The following is a 23,409-nucleotide window of genomic DNA, read 5'->3' as shown; positions in this document are numbered from 1 at the left end:
TGCGGAAGAGCAACCAGCTGTTGATGATATTGACGATAGCTTTAACTTTGATGACTTTGAATTGCCAGAATTTGGCGAGGAAGAAGCGTTAGCTGAGCTTGATGAAACGCTAGCTGAGCCAGAATTGGCTCAAGAGTCCAATCTAGGTCAAGAAAACAATCTCGGTGAAGAATCTGAGTTAGAACAAGAATCTAATTTAGATCAAGAGCTTAATCTAGAGCCTGAATCACTAGAGCAAGAATCAGCGTCAGAGCCAGCCGTTGCGGAAGAGCAGCCAGCTGTTGATGATATTGACGATAGCTTTAACTTTGATGACTTTGAATTGCCAGAATTTGGTGAGGAAGAAGCATTAACTGAGCTCGAACAGGCTCAAGAGTCCAATCAGGGTCAAGAACCTGAACTAGACCAAGAGCCTAAGCTAGAGCCAGAATCAGTGGAGCAAGAACTTGCATCAGAGCCGGTAATCGAGACAGAGCAATCAGTCGTTGATGATATTGACGATAGCTTTAACTTTGATGACTTTGAATTACCGGAGTTTGGCGAGGAAGAAGCACTTGCTGATTTTGCAGCAGAGCCAGAAACAGGTAGAGACTTGCCTGAACCAGTGACTAGTGATGCCGATGAGATCTTTAATTTCGATGATTTAGAACTACCACAGTTTGGAGAAGAAGAAGCGTTAGCCGATTTCTTATCGGAACCGAGTCAAGAACTAGCGTTAGAACAAAATGCTGCACCAGAAGTGGAACAAAAACCAACGCGTGTTGAAATGGATGATGTTGAGACATTAGAAGATGAACAACAACAACTCGCAGATTTATTCGCTCAGGATGCGATAACATCATCAATCGACGGTGCTTACGATAAAGATGCGTTTGATGAACTGCTTTCTGATGATGAGAATGAACATCGCCCATTTTTCGGTTCTTTAGATGCAACTAGTTCAGATAGCGCAGGTATGGATATTGACGCTATGCTGGAAATGGGTGGGGAAGATTGGAATGGTTTCAGTTTGTCTCCGGAGCAGCAAGCTAGTATATCAGATGACATTCCTGAAGATGAGCAACAGGTTTGGAATAGCAACAATCGTCCATCCCAAGCGTCTGTATCGGATGAAGACTGGGGTCAACAAGAAGATCTTGGCGACTTTAATCCACAAGCTAACCACTTCCGTACCATTGATGAATTGATGGCGGAGGTCGGACTCAGTGATGATGACTTCAATCCTGATAGCGAGGCGCTAAAGTTAGATGTTGGATTGAATGAGTTCCCTGACGTGATTGGTGATATTCAAGATACGGATGTTGATGCAAACGCAGAAGCGGCGGGTAAACTTGATCTTGCGAAAATCTATGTCGAAATGAATGATGCCCGTGGTGCTGTTAAGCTACTAGAAGAAGCGATAGTGGATGGTAGTGATGAGATCCGCCGTGAGGCTAAAACTCTGATTGATGCCATTAATGGTCGTTAATCTATAGGTCAATGAGGGGGCGTTCGCCCCCTTATCTTTTCAACTAAAAATGTTTATACTTCCCGCCCCTTTTTGTTAGAGAACCACATAATGAGAATCGCTTTAGGCATTGAGTACAACGGTGCTAGTTATTTTGGTTGGCAACGCCAAAGAGACGTTAACAGTGTTCAAGAGCAACTTGAGCGAGCTCTTAGTGTTGTCGCTAATCATCCGATTGAAGTTCTTTGTGCTGGCCGTACTGATGCGGGTGTACATGGTACGGGCCAAGTTGTGCATTTCGAAACGACCGCAAGTCGAAAGATGGTTGCTTGGACTATGGGAGCGAATGCTAACCTGCCAGGCGATATTGCGGTTCGTTGGGCCAAAGAAGTTTCAGACGATTTTCACGCTCGCTTCTCAGCAACGGCACGCCGTTATCGGTATATTATCTTCAACAGCCCACTTCGTCCGGCGATTTTATCGTCTGGAGTAAGCCACTATCATGGTGAGTTGGATGTTGAAAAAATGCATCAGGCAGGGCAATACCTCCTCGGTGAAAATGATTTTACGTCGTTTAGAGCGGTTCACTGTCAATCGCGTAGTCCATGGCGAAATATGATGCACCTTAATGTGACACGTCATGGGCAGTATGTCGTTATCGATATTAAAGCGAATGCTTTTGTCCATCATATGGTACGAAATATCACAGGTAGCTTAATTTGTGTGGGTCGAGGTGAACAACCTCCTGAGTGGATTGAGTGGTTGCTTGCACAGAAAGATCGCAAAATAGCGGGGGCGACCGCTAAGGCGGAAGGACTTTATTTGGTTGATGTTGATTATCCAGAGCAGTTCGAACTACCTAGAGCTCCGATTGGGCCACTATTTTTACCTGATGAATTGAGTTGATTTTTTACGCACTATGTCATTCTAACTGTGGTTAGAAAGAAGTTTGGACGAATAAAAAAATAGGTTTATCAGGTGTTTAGGGGGAAAGGTTTTGTAGGGGAAAATAGGTACAACCAGTTTTTTGTCTACAGTTGGCATTTAATATGCTTTAATCCTTTCGTATATATTCCGAATTTATATCTTTCGCATTGCGCGGAAGTGACAATAGAAAAGGTCTTCCATGAGTTGGCTTGAAAAGATTTTAGAAAAAAGCAATTTAGTAAGTTCACGTAAAGCATCTATCCCCGAAGGCGTATGGACTAAATGTACGTCGTGTGAGCAAGTTCTTTATCATGCTGAGTTAGAGCGTAACCTAGAAGTATGTCCAAAGTGTGATCACCACATGCGAATGAAAGCACGTCGTCGATTAGAAACATTTTTGGACGAAGGTGAGCGCGTTGAACTGGGTACAGATTTAGAACCGCAAGATAAACTTAAGTTCAAAGATTCAAAACGCTATAAAGATCGTCTTTCAGCGGCTCAAAAAAGCAGTGGCGAGAAAGATGCGCTGATCGTAATGCAAGGTCAACTGTTAGGTCAGCCAATCGTAGCTTGTGCCTTCGAATTCTCATTTATGGGTGGTTCGATGGGGTCAGTGGTTGGTGCTCGTTTTGTTAAAGCTGTTGACGCTGCAATTGAAAACAATTGTGGCTTAATCTGTTTTTCAGCAAGTGGTGGAGCTCGCATGCAAGAGGCATTAATGTCTTTAATGCAAATGGCGAAAACCAGTGCTGCACTTGAGCGTTTATCTCAAAAAGGTTTACCATTTATTTCCGTCATGACTGACCCAACAATGGGTGGTGTTTCTGCCAGTTTAGCTATGCTAGGTGACATTAACATTGGTGAACCAAAAGCACTGATTGGTTTTGCAGGGCGTCGTGTTATCGAACAGACAGTACGTGAAGATCTTCCTGATGGTTTCCAACGCAGTGAGTTCCTACTAGACCATGGTGCGATTGATATGATTGTCGATCGTCGCGAAATGCGTCAGCGTGTTGGCAGCATGATTGCGAAAATGACCAATAAGGCATCGCCTCTGGTGGTTTCTGTGAACGATTCTCCAAATGAAGCTGCTTATTCTGTACCAGAAGCAGATGAAAAAGGGTAAAGTAATACACTAACAAGCAACCACTAATCATTGGTTATTAAAGTTAGATGAGTCAAACCTATATTCCTCAAGCCACATCTTCATTAACGATGTGGCTTGATTATTTAACAAGCATACATTCCTCAGCGATTGATCTCGGTTTAGATCGCGTTCAAGCCGTCGCTAAAACAGCCCAACTGACAAAACCAGCTACTAAAATTATTACTGTTGCAGGGACTAACGGTAAAGGTTCCACTTGCGCATTAATGGAAGCTATCCTTCTTGATGCTGGCTACTCTGTTGGTGTTTATAGCTCTCCGCATTTGATTCGATATAACGAACGAGTACGTGTTAATGGTCAAGACCTTCCTGATCATAAGCATTGTGCGGCGTTTGATTTTATTGAGAATCAGCGTGGCGATATCAGTTTAAGTCTCTTCGAGTTTGGTACTCTTGCTGCATTGCGCTTGTTCCAAACTGAGAACGTGGATGTCGTTTTACTAGAAGTTGGCTTAGGTGGGCGCTTAGATGCGACCAATGTTGTTGAGCATGATGTTTCAGTGATCACTAGCCTCGCCATCGATCATGTTGATTGGCTCGGTGATGATATAAACGTTATTGGTTTCGAAAAAGCGGGTATTTACCGCAGTGGTAAACCGGCTATTTGTGGTCAAGCAAGTGCTCCATCGACGGTTGCAGCTCATGCCGATGATATTGGCGCAGAGCTTTACCAAGTGGGTATTCAATACGATTATCAACTGGTTAGTGAATCAACATGGCGGTGGGTCTCAGGTGCATTCTCCTTAGATGATTTACCTATTCCAGGTTTACCATTACAGAATGCTGCAACCGCTTTAATGGCGTTATCCTGTGCCAATCTTGAGTTATCTGATATCAACATTGTCAAAGGTCTAAAAGCAGCTAGTTTACCTGGACGAATGCAAACCCTTCAAAGCAAACCGACCATCTTGCTTGATGTGGCTCATAATCCTCATTCTGCTGAATATCTAGTTAGTAAAATAACCGATCTATATCCTCATCGTCAGATTCACATGGTTGTCGCGATGCTACACGACAAAGATATCGAGTCGACGCTACAGCATTTGTCACAGTTATCTCCGTTGTGGTATCCAGCGTCCTTATCTGGGCCTCGAGCAGCAAGTGCGGATGAAGTGTGTCAGTTTTTGACGACCTACACCGATAAATATCAAACCCCTGTAGAGGCATTTAAAGCCGCTATGACAAATGCCAATAGTGACGATGTCATCATTGTTGTCGGCTCTTTCCATACCGTTGGAGAGGTTCTAGAGCATTGGCAAAATAAAGGAGAGTAAATGGCGAGTAAATTTCAAAATCGCTTAGTGGGCACCATTATTCTTGTTTCTATTGGTGTGATCGTTCTACCAGATGTCCTTGATGGTAAAAAAACACACTATAAAGAAGAAATTGCGAGCATTCCGATTAAACCAGAGTTGGACAGTGATATCGAAACATTCGAAGTTCTCGATCCCATTGATGATTCAGCGAGTTTGCCACCAACGCCGGTTGAAGTTGTTGTAAATGACACACCCGTGAGCAAAGAGCCTAATACCAGTGTAGAAAATCGCAATGAACGACCACTTCCAGTCGTAGTAAAAGAAGTTCCTGAACGGAATGAGTACCAAGATAGCGGTTGGATCATTCAGCTCATGGCATTAAAGAGTGCAGAGAATGCTAAAAATTTAGTTAAAGATTTGCAAAAGCGCGGTTATCAAGCGCATACCAAACTTGAAAATGGTTTTACGCGAGTCATTATTGGTCCGGATATCTCTAAGAGCAAACTTGAGCGTCAAGTTCTCGAATTAGAAAAAATTACCGGCTCAAAAGGTCGATTGCTTAAATTTAAACCATTAAATCCTTAAGAAAACGTTTGCGTGGCTATTTTTTCTGTTAAAATGCGCGCCAACTAAGATTGTGAATACGCATGAATTGGTTAGATATTGTTATTTTGAGTGTGATTGGCCTATCGGCCTTGATCAGTTTAGTTCGTGGCTTTGTTAAAGAAGCTTTGTCTTTGGTTATTTGGTTTGGCGCTTTTTTTATCGCCAGTCAGTATTACACGCGACTCGCGGTTTACTTTCCCAATATCCAAGATGAGCTGATACGTAATGGAGCTGCAATTGCTGCTTTGTTTGTTGCTACGCTAGTTACAGGTGCGATCGTAAATTTTGTGATTGCTCAGCTAGTGCAAAAAACGGGGCTATCGGGAACCGACCGAGTACTTGGGGTTGTGTTTGGTGCGCTGCGCGGGGTACTTATCGTCTCCGCAGCTCTGTTTTTTATGGATGCGTTTACATCGTCTCCTGATTCTGAGTGGTGGAAAGGGTCACAATTGGTGCCAGAATTTGGTCGCATAATTGAACCTTTCTTTGAACACTTAAAAGCAACATCAAGTTTCTTATCTGGCGTGACTTAACGCGCCAGCCATTGTCGCAAATCGAGGGTTAGGACATGTGTGGTATTGTTGGAATCGTGGGCGCAACGCCTGTCAATCAGTCTATTTACGATGCCTTGACTGTATTGCAGCACCGTGGCCAAGATGCCGCGGGTATTTGTACCATAGAAAGCAATCGTTTTCGTCTGAGAAAGGCGAACGGATTAGTGAAAGATGTGTTTGAAGCTAGGCATATGCAGAGACTACAAGGCAATGTTGGTATTGGACATGTCCGTTACCCAACCGCAGGTAGCTCAAGTGCTTCCGAGGCACAGCCATTCTATGTAAATTCTCCATTTGGTATCACTCTTGCGCATAATGGTAACTTGACCAATGCCGGTGACATTCGTGAAAAATTATTCGCAAAAGATCGTCGTCATTTAAATACAACCTCTGATTCAGAAGTTTTACTTAACGTATTAGCTCACGAAATTGATACGGTGAAAGGGAATGTAACGTCAGATGACGTTTTCCGCGCAGTCACCAATGTCCATCACACAATACGAGGGGCTTACGCGGTCACAGCAATGATCATTGGCCATGGTATGGTTGCCTTTCGTGACCCACATGGTATTCGTCCACTGTGTTTAGGTAAAAGAGAAACAAACGGGGTTACAGAATACATGGTGGCCTCAGAATCAGTCGCCTTAGATGCTGTTGGTTTCGATTTTATGAGAGATGTTGCGCCAGGTGAGGCCATCTATGCGACATTTGACGGTGAGCTGTTCACCAAACAATGCTCAGATAAACCATCTCTCAATCCTTGTATTTTTGAATTCGTTTACTTCGCTCGTCCAGACTCATTCATTGATAAAATTTCAGTCTATAGTGCTCGTGTGGAAATGGGTAAGAAGTTAGGCGAACGTATCCGTGACGAATATGGACATCTTGATATTGATGTGGTTATCCCAATCCCTGAGACATCTTGCGATATTGCATTACAAATAGCACAAGCTATTGATAAACCGTATCGCCAAGGATTCGTAAAAAATCGCTACGTTGGCCGTACATTTATCATGCCTGGACAGCAACAGCGTAAGAAATCGGTTCGTCGTAAACTCAATGCTATTCGTTCTGAGTTTAAAGGGAAAAATGTGTTGCTTGTGGATGACTCAATCGTTCGTGGAACAACTTCTGAGCAAATCATTGAAATGGCCAGAGACTCAGGCGCGAGTAAGGTGTTTATGGTTTCTGCAGCTCCTGAAATTCGCTTCCCAAATGTTTATGGTATCGATATGCCAACAGCGAATGAATTGATTGCCCATGGCCGAGATAATGATGCTATTTGTAAACAAATTGGCGCGGATGAGCTAATTTTCCAAACGCTTCCTGATCTAGTCGATGCGGTTGGTCTAGGTAATTCAGATATTGCTAAGTTTGAAACTTCGGTGTTCAACGGCGAATATGTGACAGGTGATATTGACCAAGCTTACTTGGAGTTTTTAGATTCACTAAGAAGTGATGACGCTAAATATCAACTCGAAATCCAACAAGATCTTGCTAACCTTGAATTGCATAACGAAGGCGCTTAATCGAAGAACGCCTTATTAATCATGAGTAAAAGCAAAAAGGCTTCCATAAATGGAAGCCTTTTTTACGCCTGCTGTTGAGCATTAAATCGGGATTATTGTTCAAACGAAAGCGCATCTATTATGCTATTTATCGGTGAAAACCGTTACTCACGAGTTCGAACAAATTGGCTTAACATGAAGAATAGTGTCGAGCTAATAACAACCGACGGTCCTGCTGGCGTATCGTAGTGCCACGATAAGGTTAATCCAAGCAAGACAGAAACCCCACCTATTAACGATGCAAGTATGGCCATTTGTTCTGGCGTGCGAGCAAATTTACGAGCTGTTGCTGCCGGGATAATCAAGAGTGAAGTTAGAATTAAGGCTCCGACGAACTTCATGCCTACCGCAATAACTAATCCGACTAACAGCATTAAAATTAGACGCATTAAGTCAGTATTGTGTCCCTCGACCTGAGCTAGATCCTCATTGACCGTTGTGGCAAGTAATGAATGCCAGAATCGGAATAAGATGACGGCAACAACAGCAACCCCAAGGTAAATGAAGATTAAATCTTGGTTCGATACTGCTAAGAGATCACCAAACAAATAACTCATCAAATCGATACGAACGTTGTCAAGAAAGCTGACAGCGACTAAACCGAGGGAAAGAGAACTGTGGGCCAAGATCCCCAGCAAAGTATCGGTTGCGACCAGTTGCTGTTTTTGTAGCGTAACGAGTATGAATGCAAGACCTAGACAGCAAACAATTAAGGCTAAGTACAGGTTGATATCTAGTAGAAAACCTAGAGCGAGCCCTAGTAGTGAAGCATGGGCTAGGGTATCGCCAAAGTAGGCCATTTTTCGCCATACGACAAATGATCCAAGTGGACCTGCAATTGCGGCAATACCTAAGCCAGCCAAAATCGAGGGGATGAGAAATTCAATCATGATGGTGACCGTGAGTATGATGTGAGCAACTTGTTCCATGACCATCGACAGGCTGTCCTGCGAGATCGTGATGATGATGATCGTGCTGATGATGATAAAAGGCTAAGGTTTCTTGTCGAGTTTGGCCGAATAAAGCGATGTAACTTGGGTGTTGAGCAATGTCCGCAGGTGCACCTGAACAACAAATATGGTGATGCAAGCAGATTACATCATCCGTTTTTGCCATTACTAAATGTAGGTCATGAGAGACCATGAATACCGCACAATTGAAACGATGACGAATAGTATCGATTAGGTCGTAAAGATCGATCTGTCCTTGCACATCAACCCCTTGAGCCGGCTCATCAAGCACCAATAAGTCTGGTCTCTGTAGCAAAGCTCGAGCAAGAAGTACGCGTTGAGTTTCACCACCGGACAAAGAATGCATGTTACCGATTAATAGGTGCTCTGCTCCTACAAGCTTTAACGCATCTTGACGTTCTTGCTGGCTATATTTGCCTGCTAGTTTAAGAAACCTATCAACGCTAAGTGGGAGCGAATCATTAAGATGTAATTTTTGAGGAACATAGCCAATTCTAAGTCCTTTTGGCTTAGTGATCGTCCCTGAATAGCGTCGTTGTAGCCCTAAGAGAACTTTGACAAGCGTAGATTTACCGGCACCGTTTGGGCCTATAAGAGTAGTAATATCACCTTTGCGCAATACTAGGCTCACCTTGTCTAGGACTTGGCGATCATTGAATTGTACCGAAATATCACGAAGTTCAACGAGTGGGGTCATAATGAAACTAATTTGCAATTAGGGAATTGTTATAATATAACATTTAGCAAATTCAATTGCCATATAGCAAACCGGACCAATGATGAAACGAACGTACCTATTGCTTTTTGCGGCGCTATTTATTCCAAACTTAGCGAGTGCAACACAAATACTCACGAGTATTAAACCTATTCAGATGATCGTATTTGAATTGACAAAAGATGTGACGATTCCAGACGTTCTTTTAGGGCCTAATACCTCTCCTCATGATTACGCATTGCGTCCATCAGACATCAAACGCATCCATCAAGCGGATCTTTTGATCTGGTTTGGCCCTGAATTAGAGCCATTTCTAACTAAAGCGGTTGAAAAACAACCTAATCGTTTAACGCTTTCGTCAATTCCAGATTTGGCTCTACGCGAATTTGGCCATGAAGCGCATGATCATGATGGGCATCATCATGGAAGCCACGATCCTCATTTTTGGTTAGGCAACGAAACAACGCTTCAAGTGGCTAATGCGATTACCGAAAAGTTAAAAGCTATTGATCCTGCGAATGCAGAGATTTATCAAAAAAATAACACCGACTTTGCAGCGAATTTAGCAGCAAATAAGACTCAAATTGCCAATAAACTTGCCCCTGTAAAGTCAGAGGGCTACTACGTATTTCATGATGCTTATGGTTATTTTGAACAAGATTATGGTTTGAACCATCTTGGAGAATTTACGGTCAGTCCAGAACGTAAACCCGGCGCTAAAAAGCTGATAACGATACGTAAATCGTTAGCGGAAAACCAAGCAAAATGTGTTTTTTCTGAGCCTCAATTTACACCAGCGGTTATTGATTCTGTGCTGCGAGGTAGCCAAGCTAATAAAGGCGTACTTGATCCTATCGGTGCGGATATACCACTCGAAAATGGCAGCTACTTTTTGTTGCTAGACCAACTGGCCTCAAGTTTTCTTGTCTGTCTATCAAAGTAATTTCGTTGAGAGTGAGTGTTTGCTCACTCTCTTGTAATATATTGAATAAAAACACTAATTCAAGTTTTAAACCGAGTTGCAATGAAATAGAATACATATTGATTATTTATATATCTTCACAAAAAATAGGTGCCCCCATCTACGAGTGAATATACTGCTAAGGACTTAGTGAGTGAAAAGTGTCTTTTTGGCAGTCCTACTCTATTTCATCACCCTGGATGCTCTAGCATCAGAAAAACATGCCACCGTATTTTATCCATTACCTTCTCAGTCGGAGGGTAAGTCTTTTATTGCTAAGAAGCTTTTCTTGGCAAATGGTGGTGGTTTGTGGATTCAAGATATTAGGAATAAAGTCCTTTTTTTTGATGGCAGCAATATTCTGCCTAAGCGTGGTTCTGCGCTTGGGCATCAACCCGAACAACTTGCTTATCTTGATAACTATTTTTGGTCTTTTTTGGGCAGCGATATTTATCGCTCTTCCCCTAAACAAAAACGTGAGTTGGTATTTAGCTTACCACCGGGTTCTGAAATTCAAAAAATTGGAGCTTCAAAACGATTTATATGGGTAACGGATCAAGTCAACTTTTATAGTTTTAATGTTGATACTAGTGAGTTTATCACTTATTCGTTAATGGAACTTTATCAGCATAGCTCTCAATCAAACATTCAAATTAATGACGCTAGATTCGTTTATAAGAAGTGGGTATTGGCAACAACATTAGGTGCTTATGTCTCTAACCAAAATAATTTCGATTATGTTGAAAACTCAGAACATCAATACAGTGAATTACTCTACTTTTCAGAGAAACGTCGCGAATTAATCGTTGGCTCTAAGCTTGGCGCTGTGATCTTTGATATTCAAAATACCACCGTACCGAAAAAAACGATTATCAGTGGTCACGTATTGAGTATTGCTGAAGCAGAACAGGAGTATTGGATCGGAACAAAAGATGGTCTATTCATCTACTCCTTCTTAACTGGAAATGTTCGACGTTTGGATGGTAATTCATCAATGAGCACCAATTTTTCAGGTCATCGAATACACTCTATCGTCAATGATGAACTTGGAGGTATGTGGGTCGCGACGGAAAAAGGTGTTTTCTACGTATCACTGTTTGGCAACAAGTTTATGCGGGTACCCGCACATCAAGTCAGTAATGATTGGTCTAATAATAATAAATTGATGCTCAAAGCCATGCTTGATAAAGCTGGATACTGGTTTGTAACTAAGTCGGGACTGTTTAAAGTCGAGAAAAAAGCCATACACAACAAAATCCAATACTACCGCGGTAAAGTTTTCGATTTTATAGAAACGGGTGGGCATTTATGGTTAGCGACAGACCGTGGAATTCTATGTCTAGATGCGGAAACGGGTAAAGTTGATGTTGATAATGACGATCTTCCCCCTTTGCTTAAGGAAATGAAAACTCATCTATTAGAAGTCGATAGTAATGAGAACATTATGGGTGTGAGCAAGCAAGTATTGTGGAAATATGACTTAGAGAAAGAAAAGCTAACAAGTATAGCTTCTCCTTGGGATAGTAATCCGTCTCCACTTTCTGATGTTACAAATGTAATTGCCACAAAAAGTAACGAGCTAGTTATTGGAACAAAGCAAGGGCTCTATATATTAAAAGAGGGCCAGGTAAGACTGATTGAAAAGAGTATTTCTTATGGCCGTGTTATCAGCATTATTGAAGTGCAAGATAATGTACTTTGGGTCGCAAGTAATTATGGTCTATTTCAATTCGATTTAGCACAAGATCAACTTCTCTCACTCCCTATGGTTGATGAACATGCAACACCAAAATGCTTAATGAAAAACGATAGTGGTGTGTGGGTTACCTCATCAATGGGACTTAGTCGATACAATATAGAGGGCGAAAAAATTGGACATTATGGTCAACCATTTGGATTGATTAATAATGAATTTGTGGCCGGTTTTTGCTCCACGGCGACAGATAAATCATCCCTATTAGTGCTTGGTTCCTTATACAACTTAATTTATGTTGATACTGATGCATTATCCGTAAGTAAATTGCCATCTTCTCGAGTGATTCTTAGTCAAATTCGAGTAAACCAATCTTTGGTCGGCTTAGGGGTTGCTAAGACAGGACGAACAAATATTTCATACGGTGACTCAATCGATTTTCAATTTGGAGTATTACCACAGATTGGCAATGTGGTTTTGGAGTATCGTATAAACGATGAAATTCAGTGGAAATCTTTTGATGGGGCGAAACTGACGTTTGCTCGATTGCTCCCCGGTGATTATAGAATCGATATTCGTCCAACTTTGGGGGGGAACCCAAGAGGAAGTATTAGTAGCTACTATTTTTCCGTATCTAAACCATGGTTTATCTCTTCTTATGCTATTGCTAGTTATGTTTTCGCACTATTGACTCTTGGTGTAAGTTTTACTTTATGGCGTTCTCGTCGCATGAGGCGAGCCAATCGTGATCTAAAAGCTCAAATAGCGTTAAAAACCGAACAGTTACGTCACCAAAGTCGAATACTGCTTAGTAATAACCATAAATTAAGAAAGCAACTTCATGTCCGACGATTGATCTTTTCTCAAGCTATTATCTCTTTTAAGGAACGATTACAACAAAGATCCTTTGATATGAGCGATGATGAAATTGCGCTTAAAATTCGGATTAGTGACCAGATTTCGGCCCAGCTTGAGTTATTACTGAACGTAAGAGCAGCACAAGATAAAGCCGTGCCCGTTTATAATCTTTCGTTAATATTAGATTCAGCGATTAACGGTTGGACTGAAGAGTTTACTAAAGAGGGCATTTCTATTGATGTCCATTCATCTCTTGAAAAGCAGCAATACGTCACATTGGATTACTTTAATCTTGATGAGGTGTTTAATTTACTTTTTGATGGTGTGTTACGGCGATGTAGTCGTGAACAAGTTGTCTATTTTTCATCTAATACCTTGGAAGATAAATTAACACTCATAATGACAGATTATGGTTCTCGCATTGATGAGCAATATCATCAGAGTCACCAATGGAATGATATTCGCTCACTCGTAACAAAAAGTGGCGGAGATGCAAAAATGTTCTGCACAGACGAGAAAAATATCATTGAATTAACGTGGCTATGTGGCTTAGCGTTCGATGAAATGTCTGTTTTTGAAGTCGATAGTGTTCAGTTGAATAGATTATGCTCAGAACAGGATTCGGATCCATGGATTGAAAAATTGGAAAAACTGGTCGCCGATAATTTTTCAGATTCAGAATTTAGTACTTCGGCTGCAGCAAAAATGATGTTTGTGTCTGAACGTAGTTTGCAGCGTCGTTTTAAGAGTGCAACAACAAGAACATTTACGGATTATCTTAATGAAGTTCGATTAGATCATGCTTGCCGACGTTTACTCGCAGGTGACAAAGTTTCTGATGCGGCATTTGAATGCGGCTTTAATGATCCATCCTATTTTAGTAAACGATTTAAACACCGCTTTGGGGTCCCTCCGACACAATTTGTTGAAGATCGTGAGTATAAACCAGAACTTACCGATCTCTAGTAACGACTCTTAATTCTCCTCTTTTTAGCTCTCTTATATGTATAGCATGTAGGAGAGCTTTGTTACATCTGTCTATCTATAAGTTGATAGATAAGGGTTCTAAGGTGATTTAGATGTATAACATCATAAGCAGTGAAACACTAAACACTTGCTTTTAATGGATGGTTGAAGGGCCAATTAGATGTGGTATAGACATGTTTTATGGTGAGGCTGAAACTTAGATTTTTGAAGTAAGGGAAAAAGAGTAAGTTTGTTTGGATTTGTTTTTTGGAATAGAGAGTAGAAAAAAATATCGTGGTATAGCCGGGGGGACTATACCACGGATGTCAAGGACACCTTCGCTTGCTGCCGGAGTAGCGCCTAAGCACCACTTCTGGAATTTTAAATTCGATACCGGATAACCGTCTCGATGGAATCAATATAAAGGTAATGATTTCTTTTACTTATTAAATTAACGCCATTGTTACATGACAAAAACGACATGGTTTTAAGTTGTTGTTTTTAAATGAATTTAATTATTACCTAACAGCGCTGGTTAAATGACCGCATACGTATTGTTAAATATATTGTTGTGTTTTTGTGGGTTTTAACATTTTTAACATGAATGGTTTTGACGTAATTTACGTGAATCTGCACAGGTTTATTGATTTTACGCAATAAAGTTGGCAAGATTTGCGCGTAAAATCTAAATCTAAATAAAAATACTTCTCACTTTCACAGCTATCTGACTGGGCCTACCTATGCATTTGTCACAGTTACAACATGGTCAAACAGCGACCATTAAAGGCTTCACTTCTCTTCCAAGTGATATCCGTAAAAAGCTTATGGTTATGGGGTTACTACCCAATACCACGGTTCGTATTGTTCGACAGGCTCCTCTTGGTGACCCACTTCAAGTGGAAGTCCGTGGAGTGTCACTAGCCATTCGCAAAGCGACGGCTGATTCGATCTTGGTTGAGGTGAGTAAATGAACTACCAAATTTTAACCGTTGGTAACCCAAATAGTGGGAAAACAACGTTATTTAACGGCCTGACTGGTGCGAAACAACAAGTCGGCAACTGGGCTGGTGTAACCGTTGAGAAGAAAACGGGTCGTTATCATCATTCTGGAGATGATTTCTTTCTGACGGACCTTCCAGGTATTTACGCACTAGATAGCGGAAATGATGGTAACAGCATTGATGAATCTATCGCTTCCCGCGCTGTTTTAACGCATCCAGCGGATCTCATCATTAACGTCGTTGATGCAACTTGTCTTGAGCGCAGTCTTTATATGACTTTGCAATTGAGAGAGTTAGGTCGCCCGATGGTGGTGATCCTAAACAAAATGGATGCACTAAAACGAGACCGTCAAACAATTGACATGAAAGCATTGGAAAAAATGCTGGGCTGTCCGGTCTTTTCGCTATCTGCGAATAGCCGCAACCAAGTGTTGCGCTTAAAAGAGAAACTACACAAGGTACTGGTGCAAGGCGTTGCGCTGGATGATTTCTCTCTACAATATGATGACGAGTTTGAAGCCGCAATTAAACGTGTATCGGTTTTGTTTAAAGATGAAAAAATTACCGAAAGAGCATTAGCGATTCGTGCACTAGAAAATGACTTATTGGTCATTAATGCATTGCCACAAGCTGAACGCGATACGATCAGTAAAGAGCAGCTTGGAATCACCATTGATATCGATTTACATGTAGCCGATACGAAATACACATTTTTGCATGAACAGTGTCAGAAAGTTCGTCGCTCTGAAGGTAAGCTAAGTCACAGCTTTACTGAAAAAGTAGACAATATCATTTTAAATAAATGGATCGGTGTACCGTTCTTTTTTGTTGTGATGTATCTGATGTTCATGTTCTCTATCAATATCGGTAGCGCATTCATTGACTTTTTTGACATTGGTGTAGGTGCGCTGTTAGTTGATGGCGGCCACTACTTGTTAGACGATCATCTACCCGTATGGCTAGTGACATTGATTGCTGATGGTGTCGGTGGCGGTATTCAAACTGTCGCAACTTTCATTCCAGTGATTGCTTGTTTGTACTTATTCCTAGCCTTACTTGAAAGTTCAGGCTACATGTCTAGAGCAGCATTCGTTCTAGATAAAGTGATGCAAAAAATTGGTTTGCCGGGTAAAGCATTTGTTCCATTGGTTCTTGGTTTTGGTTGTAACGTTCCGTCAATTATGGCGACCCGTACACTAGATCAAGAGCGTGAGCGTAAGCTTGCGGCATCAATGGCACCATTCATGTCATGTGGTGCGCGACTACCAGTTTACGCACTATTTGCAGCTGCATTTTTCCCTGAAAATGGCCAAGATATCGTGTTTATCTTGTACTTACTTGGCATCGTCGCGGCTGTATTTACTGGTTTAATTCTTAAGCACACGTTGTACCCTGGTTCAAGTGATAGCCTTGTTATGGAAATGCCAGACTACGAGCTTCCAACATTACAGAACGTGTTGATTAAAACATGGCAAAAATTGAAGCGCTTTGTGCTTGGCGCAGGTAAAACGATTGTTGTTGTTGTGACAATGCTAAGTTTCCTTAACTCGATTGGTACTGATGGTAGCTTTGGTAACGAAGACAGTGAGAACTCTGTTTTATCGAAGGTTGCTCAAGTTGTGACACCAGTGTTTGCTCCGATTGGCATTAAAGATGACAACTGGCCAGCAACGGTAGGTATCATTACTGGTATCTTCGCGAAAGAAGCGGTTGTGGGCACGTTGAATAGCCTTTACGCACCAAGCGAGGGTGATGATGCTGAGTTTGATCTGCTAGGTAGTTTGCACGAAGCTGTGATGACTATTCCTGACAACCTAATGGGTTTAAGCTACGCAGATCCACTGGGTGTTGAAGTGGGCGACTTAACGAATACGCAAGCGGTGGCTGATGAGCAAGGCGTAGATACGTCAATCTTCGGCAACTTAAAAAGTTACTTTGTTACTGGTAATGCTGCGTTCGCTTACTTGATTTTTATTTTGCTCTACACCCCATGTGTTGCGGCAATGGGTGCATATGTCCGCGAATTCGGACAGAAATACGCACGATTCATTGCTGTTTGGACGATGGGCTTAGCGTACGGTAGTGCAACATTATATTACCAAGTAACACACTTTACTGATGATCCAATGACAAGTAGCATTTGGATAGCATTGATTCTTATCATCAGTGCGTTGGTTTACCGTGCCCTTAAACAGGCTGGTAAAAAACAACAAACGACATTTGAGGTTCAAGCGGTATGATTTTGACTGAGCTTAAACAGTATATCGAAACTCATGGTGTTAGTAGTCGTGCGGAATTAGCGAAAAAATTTCACATGAGCGAAGACGGGGTAGATGCAATGCTGTCTGTTTGGATTAAAAAGGGAAAGCTTTCTCGATTAGTTGATACCAATAAAGCTCAAGTCGTGACTCGGGTTCGTTATGCCGAGACAAAAAAAGATAGCTTATCTCTCACTGTCACTATGTAAAAAGTGTCACGTAACAAGTTAATCTGAAAAAGCCGCATTGATTGATGATGCGGCTTTTTTATTGAGCGATTGATTGTTATTGAGCTGTGGTTCTGTCCTGAAATGTGTTTACACATTGAGGACGAATTATGACTACGCTTTTTGAAACAACGAGCTTAGTGATAATACATTTTTGATTCGAGTTAGAATCACCTGTTGTTCTTCTTCACTACGTTGTTCTGCACGTGTGTTGCCCCAGATTGGTCCAGGCCATGCTACGTCATCTTTAAAACGTGCAATATGATGAATGTGTAATTGAGGAACCATGTTTCCTAATGCACCTAGATTAAGCTTGTCTGGGCAAAAAATCGCTTCTAGTGCTTGGCTAACGGCTTGCGACTCTAACAAAAATTGCTGTTGTTCTTTCATCGGAAGATGGTGGAGTTCTTTTAGGTTTTCTCGTTTAGGAACAAGAATAACCCAAGGTGCAGCATTGTCTTTGCTTAGTAGAGCGACACATAAAGGAAAATGACCGATCAGTGTCGTATCTTTAGCAAGCTGAGGGTGAAGTTCAAAACTCATAATGTAGTCCAGTGAAGAGAGTTCATCACAGTATACTGCAGATAAAACAAAAGGTTGACGCTTTCACGTCAACCTTTTTAATTTGTTCCTAGAAGAGAATATAATTAATGTATAAAAAACATCAATTACATACGCTCTAGAGTATCAATACCTAATAGAGACAGACCTTGTTTGATGGTCTTCGCTGTTAGAGCAGCTAGTCTTAGACGACTCTGTTTCACACTTTCGTCTTCGGCAATTAGAATTGGGCATGCTTCGTAGAAGCTTGAGAATTGACCTGCTAGTTCGAATAGGTAGCTACACATAATGTGTGGTTGACCTTCGCGAGCAACAGATTGTACTGCTTCTTCAAATTGTAAAAGTTTAGCGATTAATGCTTTTTCTTTTTCGTCAGTAACTTTGATTTCACCCTGAAGCTCATCCATCGATACGCCAGCTTTAGCGAAGATAGAAGCAACACGAGTGTAAGCATACTGCATGTATGGCGCAGTGTTACCTTCGAACGCAAGCATGTTTTCCCAGTCAAACACGTAATCAGTAGTACGGTGTTTAGATAGATCTGCGTATTTAACCGCCGCCATTGCAACAGTGTTAGCGATTTTCGCTTTTTCTTCTGCATCTAGCGTCGGGTTTTTCGATTCGATCAGTTTTGCAGCACGTTCTTCTGCTTCATCTAATAGATCAGCTAGACGAACTGTACCGCCTGCGCGAGTCTTAAATGGACGACCATCTTTGCCTAGCATCATACCAAATGCGTGGTGCTCAAGAGAGACAGATTCTGGAACGTAACCCGCTTTACGTACGATAGTCCAAGCTTGCATTAAATGCTGATGCTGACGTGAATCGATGAAGTAAAGAACGCGATCAGCGCCTAGTTGTTCATAACGGTATTTTGCACACGCAATATCTGTTGTCGTGTATAGGAAGCCGCCGTCACGTTTTTGAACGATAACGCCCATTGCTTCGCCGTCTTTGTTTTTGTATTCGTCTAGGAATACAACTTGTGCACCATCGCTTTCTACTGCAAGCCCTTGTGCTTGAAGATCAGCAACAATTTTTGGCAGCATGTCGTTGTACATACTTTCACCCATCACATCATCACGAGTCAGTGATACGTTTAGGCGATCGTAGTTGCGTTGGTTTTGAATCATGGTGACATCAACCAACTTCTTCCACATGTCTGCGCAGAATTCATCGCCACCTTGCAATTTAACAACGTAGCCACGAGCTTTTACGGCAAATTCTTCGTCTTCATCATACAGTTTCTTTGATTCACGATAGAAGCCTTCTAGGTCAGCCAGTTCCATCGATACTTCACCAGACTCTTGCTGTACACGCTCAAGGTTTGCGATAAGCATACCGAACTGAGTACCCCAGTCACCAATGTGGTTAGCACGAGTTACATTGTGGCCTAGGAATTCAAGAGTACGAACAACGGCATCACCAATGATGGTTGAACGTAGGTGGCCTACGTGCATTTCTTTCGCTACGTTTGGTGCAGAGTAGTCAGCGACGATGTTTTGTGCTTTATCAACAGAAACGCCAAGACGTTCGTCTGCTAGAGCCGCATCCGCTTGTTTCGCTAGAAACTCTTCGCTTAGGAAGATGTTAATGAAACCTGGGCCAGCGATTTCCATTTTGCTTGCGATACCGTCTAGGTCTAGAACATCCAGTACTTTCTGCGCAAACTCTCGAGGGTTAGTGCCAAGTTGCTTAGCAACGCCCATTACACCGTTTGCTTGGTAATCGCCAAACTGTGGTTTTGCGGATTGACGGACTACAGCAGGGCTGCCTGCAGGTGCGCCAGCGGCTTCTAGAGCCTGAGATACTTTGTCATTAATCAGTGCTTGGATATTCACACGCGTTTCCTTCATTTCAAGGACGAAGAACTCGGCATGATTATGGCCGAGCTCTGTTGGAGTTCACAAAAATGGGGCCAATGATAACAATTTTATTGCGTTCCATATAGAGAGGAGTAGGTGAAATTTAGACTTTTTCTCCTCGATAGATATTCCTAAGGTTTGGTATTACTATGGCCATCTCCATTTCCGATAACAATGAGAATAGAAATGACGGCACAATTGGAAGCAAAACGTTTGGCACCAATACAAATGCAGCAAGATTTGGACGGGTTTGTTGAAAATATTTCGGAACTCGCTTCTCGAATCAAGCTTGATTTGAGTTTAGCGCAGGCTGACCATATTGCCTTGCGTATTAACGATGCAGAAATAGCGGCTCAAGCTCATCAAGCTTGGTCTCAATATGGTCAAGTGATCTCGCAAGCCAAAATTAATGGTCGCCCCATCATTGTTATTGAATTTGATAATCCATTAATGAGTCATGGGTGGAGCATTGAGTGTCTAGAATTGCCTTATCCAGCGCTTGGAAAACACTACCCAACTGAGAGTTGGGAACATATTGAATTTGTGATTCCCTCCCAAGCTGAAACCGCGGAAGAGTATCTACAGGATTTGATGGGTCAATTTCCTCTATTTGCCGCTAATTTCGAACAATTGTCAGCTTTGGGCGTCAAAGTGAAATTATCGAGCCCGAAAGGTGAGGGGGAGCGTTTGAATAATCCGACGGTAGCATTCAAATACAATGGGGTGTGCATCAAGCTCCACCCGCATTCATTAAAGGACATCGTGGTGTCAGAATTAGCCTAGCTCGACATCTTTAGGGCGTAATTGGAACTCTTCAATAGAGCCAATTTCCATGCCCACATCAAGAGATGGCGAATCGTGATGCGCATTGCCCTGCGTGTGCATAATCAGACGGTTCGCCATACGTGGTTTCAGTTCGCTGACAACAAATCGAATCATATCGCTTTTTGTTAGCCCTTTTAGCTCTTCTAATACGCGCTCTCTTTGGTCAAAATTACTGTCTTTGTTGCCTATGGCAACCCAAAGTCGCTGAGCACGCCCACGTAGCGTGGTATCTGGCGTCGCAATTTGATTCCATAAACCTCGTTTACTGCTATGCCATTGATAATCACTTAACTCCAACAGCACCATATAAAACGCATTGAGGAATTCATCGATAGATGTGAGTAAATCAATCGGTGCGGCATTGGGAGATTGAACATACAGAACAATACCCGGGTGTCGATTTAGTGGCAGGTTACCCGTACCGACCATATATCCCAATTGTTGTTTTGTTCTAATCTCGTGAAAGAAAGTCGCTGACATCAGGTGGTTGGCAAGTGAGTAGAGGGCAATGCTCTTAGCCTCCGTATCATCACATTGGTAGTACAATACAATGGCTGAATCTTCTTGATCGCAATAGACTTCTCGTTGAAATGTGCCGCTGGAGCCTAACATGATTAAAGGGCGCAGCGCTTCTTCGTATTGCTGATTTTTAACTCGAAGTGCGTCTTTTAATGTTGTTCCAAGCGTGAGGGCGTCAGATTTGGTCCAGTCGCCATAAACGAACATTTCCACATGTAATTCAGCCAAAATGGCATCAACAAAGCTTGGCAATTCATCCACTTTGATGCTTTCAAGGGCTTCCACTAAGGTTGCATAAGGTGGATTGTTAGGTTGCAGTAAGCCAGTCATAGAATTAAAAAGCTGTGACATAGGGCGATCTTGAGCCGAATTTCGCCAATTACGCAATAATTGTGTTTTGATTGTATCAAAACGCTTATCGCTAAAATCGCGCTTGGCAAAGCGCTCTAAGATCATGCGCATGAGTTCAGGCTGTTTTTGGGTAAAACCCGATATGGTTAAGGTGACGCCGCCTTGATGGGCATACATGTTGTAACCCAATCCTGCTATCTCGGCTGGATAAGTTTCGGTTGCCAACGAGTCGAGGAACATCTCTACGCATAAACGAGTTTTAACAATGTTGCGTGGGTTAGCGATGGCATGAGGGCTATCGATGGCGACATACACCACGCCTTTTGGAACTCGGAACTCATGGTCTTGCATGTGCCAAAGTTTGAAACCGGGTAACTCTTCTAAAACCGTCGGTAACGCTTGCTTTGCTTCTAAAGGTTGCGTGGTTAAGTCATAGCAGATAAAAGGATTACGAGCAGGTAAGCTAAATGCTAAATCCGAGTCTCGATGGAATAGAGCAATTTGAGCTGGGCTCAGTGGAGTGACTGAATAAGGGGTGAAATACCATTTCGCTTCACGGTCAAACTGCTGCCCTTGAGCAATCAGGGTAATTCTTAAGTTTTCAGGAGTAAAATAGTCAAGCAGTGAGAGCAATACGGATTCTTGATACTCACTCATCATAAAGTCACCATAAATGGTGTCTTGAGCTTGGTAGTGCTGCATATTCACAACCAGATGACTCACTAGATCAAGAGGACGAGTGGGTTCTTGGAAACGAAATGCGGACTCTAGAACCGCTTGCTTTTCAAGATAGCGCCATTCTTCAAGGCCTTGATGCTTGATGTGTCGAATGTACGTGAATATAGACTGAATGATATCGTCAGTGTGCGCTAAGCCTTGCTCTGTCAAACTACAACTCACAGTAAACTCGCGGTAATTACTACCACTTGAGCCACCTCCAGCAGTTAAAGAGGTAATCCATCCGTGCTCTTTTAATGCCAACATCAAACTATTTTCCCCTTCATAGCCAAGTAGATGGGCAAAATAGGAGAGAGGCTTAGTTTGGTAATGGGCATCCATACTTTCCATCGGGAAAGTTAAAATCAACTTTCGGACTTCTTTTATTGGCTCAACGGCAATTGAAATTCCGGTCGAATGCTCGTCAATATAGGGTATTTGAAGTGATTTCCCAGCTAACTTAAGATTAGGTATGGCAGAAAAAAAGCCATTAACCCAGCGATAAAGCTCATCTAAATCTTGCGGACCAACAACAGAGAGTGTCATCAGGTCAGCGGAATAGTGGCTGCTATGAAATGCAATGATTTCATCTCGAATACTGCTGCCATTTCGATCGCCTAGTGTTTCTAGATTTCCGACAGAGAATTTAGAAAATGGATGCTGAGGATTTATCGTTTCTTTATGTACTTGATAAAGACGGCGTCCATCATCTTTTAATTTGAGTTTATATTCAGACTCAACTGCATTACGTTCTTTATCAAGTGCTTCGTCGTTAAATAGTGGGGCCGTGAAAAATTGGCTGAATCGGCTTAAACTGTTTTCGAACGCACTTGGAGATACATCAAAAAAGAAACAAGTATGCTCCGTACCAGTCCAGGCGTTATTGCTTCCGCCATGTTGGTTAATATAACTTTGAAATTCGCCAATTTTTGGATATTTTTCTGTTCCAAGAAAAAGCATATGTTCAAGGTAATGTGCCAGCCCCTCGCGATCGATTGGATCGTCAAAATGGCCAACGTTGACAGCCAATGCAGCGGCTGATTTCTGAGCATCGCTATCATGGATCAATAGCACCCTTAAGCCATTTTCTAATGTAACGTAACGGTATTGATTAGTGTCGTTTGGACTTAAGTGCACAGTATGTCTCCAATAAGGGCATAGAGTTAAGTATGTACGCGAAATTGACGACTGCAAACATTAACAAGAATGCAATCTTTTTTCTGACACGTTTCACTTAATTTACCCATCGATGAGTGATGAACAAAAATTATTCATATATTTAGTTAATATATTTAGATTGTTAAGAAAGTCCGAGTCTTTAGCAAGTTACTTGATATAATTATTTTTACGCCCAAGAGATTCAATGCTAAGTAACGACGACCAATGGAAGAATTGGCC

General features: G+C 42.0%; 18 protein-coding genes. 13 read left to right on the top strand and 5 right to left on the bottom strand.

The window, feature by feature from the left end:
- The 7 genes from DZ860_RS06370 to purF form a co-directional block, all read left to right on the top strand.
- The coding region (locus DZ860_RS06370) for a FimV/HubP family polar landmark protein (protein WP_279386830.1) at positions 1-1,468 on the top strand (1,468 nt) is incomplete at its 5' end.
- A gap of 90 nt (positions 1,469-1,558) precedes the next feature.
- Positions 1,559-2,353, top strand: a complete 795-nt coding sequence (gene truA / locus DZ860_RS06365; protein WP_120030080.1) for a tRNA pseudouridine(38-40) synthase TruA — start codon at positions 1,559-1,561, stop codon at positions 2,351-2,353.
- Between the two features lie 220 nt (positions 2,354-2,573).
- Positions 2,574-3,500, top strand: coding sequence for an acetyl-CoA carboxylase, carboxyltransferase subunit beta (gene accD / locus DZ860_RS06360; protein ID WP_120030079.1), 927 nt, complete (start codon positions 2,574-2,576; stop codon positions 3,498-3,500).
- A gap of 47 nt (positions 3,501-3,547) precedes the next feature.
- On the top strand, positions 3,548-4,813 hold the full coding sequence (gene folC, locus DZ860_RS06355; protein WP_120030078.1) for a bifunctional tetrahydrofolate synthase/dihydrofolate synthase: 1,266 nt from the start codon (positions 3,548-3,550) through the stop codon (positions 4,811-4,813).
- Positions 4,814-5,380: an SPOR domain-containing protein gene (locus DZ860_RS06350; RefSeq protein WP_120030077.1), complete on the top strand. Its 567-nt coding sequence runs from the start codon at positions 4,814-4,816 to the stop codon at positions 5,378-5,380. It begins immediately after the preceding gene.
- Between the two features lie 62 nt (positions 5,381-5,442).
- A complete protein-coding gene (locus tag DZ860_RS06345) occupies positions 5,443-5,934 on the top strand; it encodes a CvpA family protein (protein WP_120030076.1) in 492 nt (163 codons plus the stop codon).
- Positions 5,935-5,969: 35 nt separating this feature from the next.
- The gene (purF, locus tag DZ860_RS06340; RefSeq protein WP_120030075.1) at positions 5,970-7,484 is read left to right on the top strand and encodes an amidophosphoribosyltransferase; all 1,515 of its coding nucleotides are present in this window, start codon (positions 5,970-5,972) and stop codon (positions 7,482-7,484) included.
- Positions 7,485-7,627: 143 nt separating this feature from the next.
- Here purF and znuB read toward each other — a convergent pair whose 3' ends face one another.
- Positions 7,628-8,413, bottom strand: a complete 786-nt coding sequence (gene znuB, locus DZ860_RS06335; RefSeq protein WP_120030074.1) for a zinc ABC transporter permease subunit ZnuB — start codon at positions 8,411-8,413, stop codon at positions 7,628-7,630.
- Positions 8,406-9,191, bottom strand: coding sequence for a zinc ABC transporter ATP-binding protein ZnuC (znuC, locus tag DZ860_RS06330; RefSeq protein WP_120030073.1), 786 nt, complete (start codon positions 9,189-9,191; stop codon positions 8,406-8,408). The genes znuB and znuC overlap by 8 nt, the downstream gene beginning before the upstream one ends.
- An 82-nt stretch (positions 9,192-9,273) precedes the next feature.
- Between znuC and znuA the strand changes: the two genes are divergently transcribed.
- From znuA to DZ860_RS06305, 5 genes are all read left to right on the top strand, one after another.
- Complete coding sequence (znuA, locus tag DZ860_RS06325) at positions 9,274-10,152, top strand: zinc ABC transporter substrate-binding protein ZnuA (protein WP_120030072.1); 879 nt, start codon at positions 9,274-9,276, stop codon at positions 10,150-10,152.
- Between the two features lie 172 nt (positions 10,153-10,324).
- Complete coding sequence (locus DZ860_RS06320; RefSeq protein WP_243641821.1) at positions 10,325-13,687, top strand: helix-turn-helix domain-containing protein; 3,363 nt, start codon at positions 10,325-10,327, stop codon at positions 13,685-13,687.
- A gap of 740 nt (positions 13,688-14,427) precedes the next feature.
- Positions 14,428-14,658, top strand: coding sequence for a FeoA family protein (locus DZ860_RS06315; RefSeq protein ID WP_120030071.1), 231 nt, complete (start codon positions 14,428-14,430; stop codon positions 14,656-14,658).
- Positions 14,655-16,928 carry a Fe(2+) transporter permease subunit FeoB gene (feoB, locus tag DZ860_RS06310; protein ID WP_120030070.1) on the top strand — a complete coding sequence of 758 codons (2,274 nt, stop codon included), beginning with the start codon at positions 14,655-14,657 and terminating at the stop codon, positions 16,926-16,928. The genes DZ860_RS06315 and feoB overlap by 4 nt, the downstream gene beginning before the upstream one ends.
- Positions 16,925-17,155, top strand: coding sequence for a FeoC-like transcriptional regulator (locus tag DZ860_RS06305; protein WP_120030069.1), 231 nt, complete (start codon positions 16,925-16,927; stop codon positions 17,153-17,155). Before feoB ends, DZ860_RS06305 begins: the two co-directional genes overlap by 4 nt.
- 132 nt (positions 17,156-17,287) lie before the next feature.
- Here the strand turns inward: DZ860_RS06305 and DZ860_RS06300 are convergent, their stop codons facing one another.
- Both DZ860_RS06300 and argS read right to left on the bottom strand, forming a co-directional pair.
- Positions 17,288-17,716 carry an HIT family protein gene (locus DZ860_RS06300; RefSeq protein WP_165862857.1) on the bottom strand — a complete coding sequence of 143 codons (429 nt, stop codon included), beginning with the start codon at positions 17,714-17,716 and terminating at the stop codon, positions 17,288-17,290.
- Between the two features lie 125 nt (positions 17,717-17,841).
- Positions 17,842-19,575 carry an arginine--tRNA ligase gene (gene argS, locus DZ860_RS06295; RefSeq protein WP_120030067.1) on the bottom strand — a complete coding sequence of 578 codons (1,734 nt, stop codon included), beginning with the start codon at positions 19,573-19,575 and terminating at the stop codon, positions 17,842-17,844.
- A 210-nt stretch (positions 19,576-19,785) separates the two neighbouring features.
- Here argS and DZ860_RS06290 point away from each other — a divergent pair, with 210 nt between their 5' ends.
- Positions 19,786-20,382 carry a VOC family protein gene (locus tag DZ860_RS06290; RefSeq protein WP_120030066.1) on the top strand — a complete coding sequence of 199 codons (597 nt, stop codon included), beginning with the start codon at positions 19,786-19,788 and terminating at the stop codon, positions 20,380-20,382.
- On the opposite strand, the gene DZ860_RS06285 is transcribed toward DZ860_RS06290, so the two are convergent.
- Positions 20,374-23,148 (bottom strand): insulinase family protein, encoded by a 2,775-nt coding sequence (locus tag DZ860_RS06285; protein ID WP_120030065.1) that lies wholly within the window; start codon positions 23,146-23,148, stop codon positions 20,374-20,376. The two genes, DZ860_RS06290 and DZ860_RS06285, sit on opposite strands and share 9 nt — an antisense overlap.
- Positions 23,149-23,409: the final 261 nt, after the last annotated feature.

This window comes from Vibrio sinensis, assembly GCF_003605645.1.
GTDB classification, from domain to species: domain Bacteria; phylum Pseudomonadota; class Gammaproteobacteria; order Enterobacterales; family Vibrionaceae; genus Vibrio; species Vibrio sinensis.
This window is presented reverse-complemented; position numbering and strand designations above follow the sequence as displayed.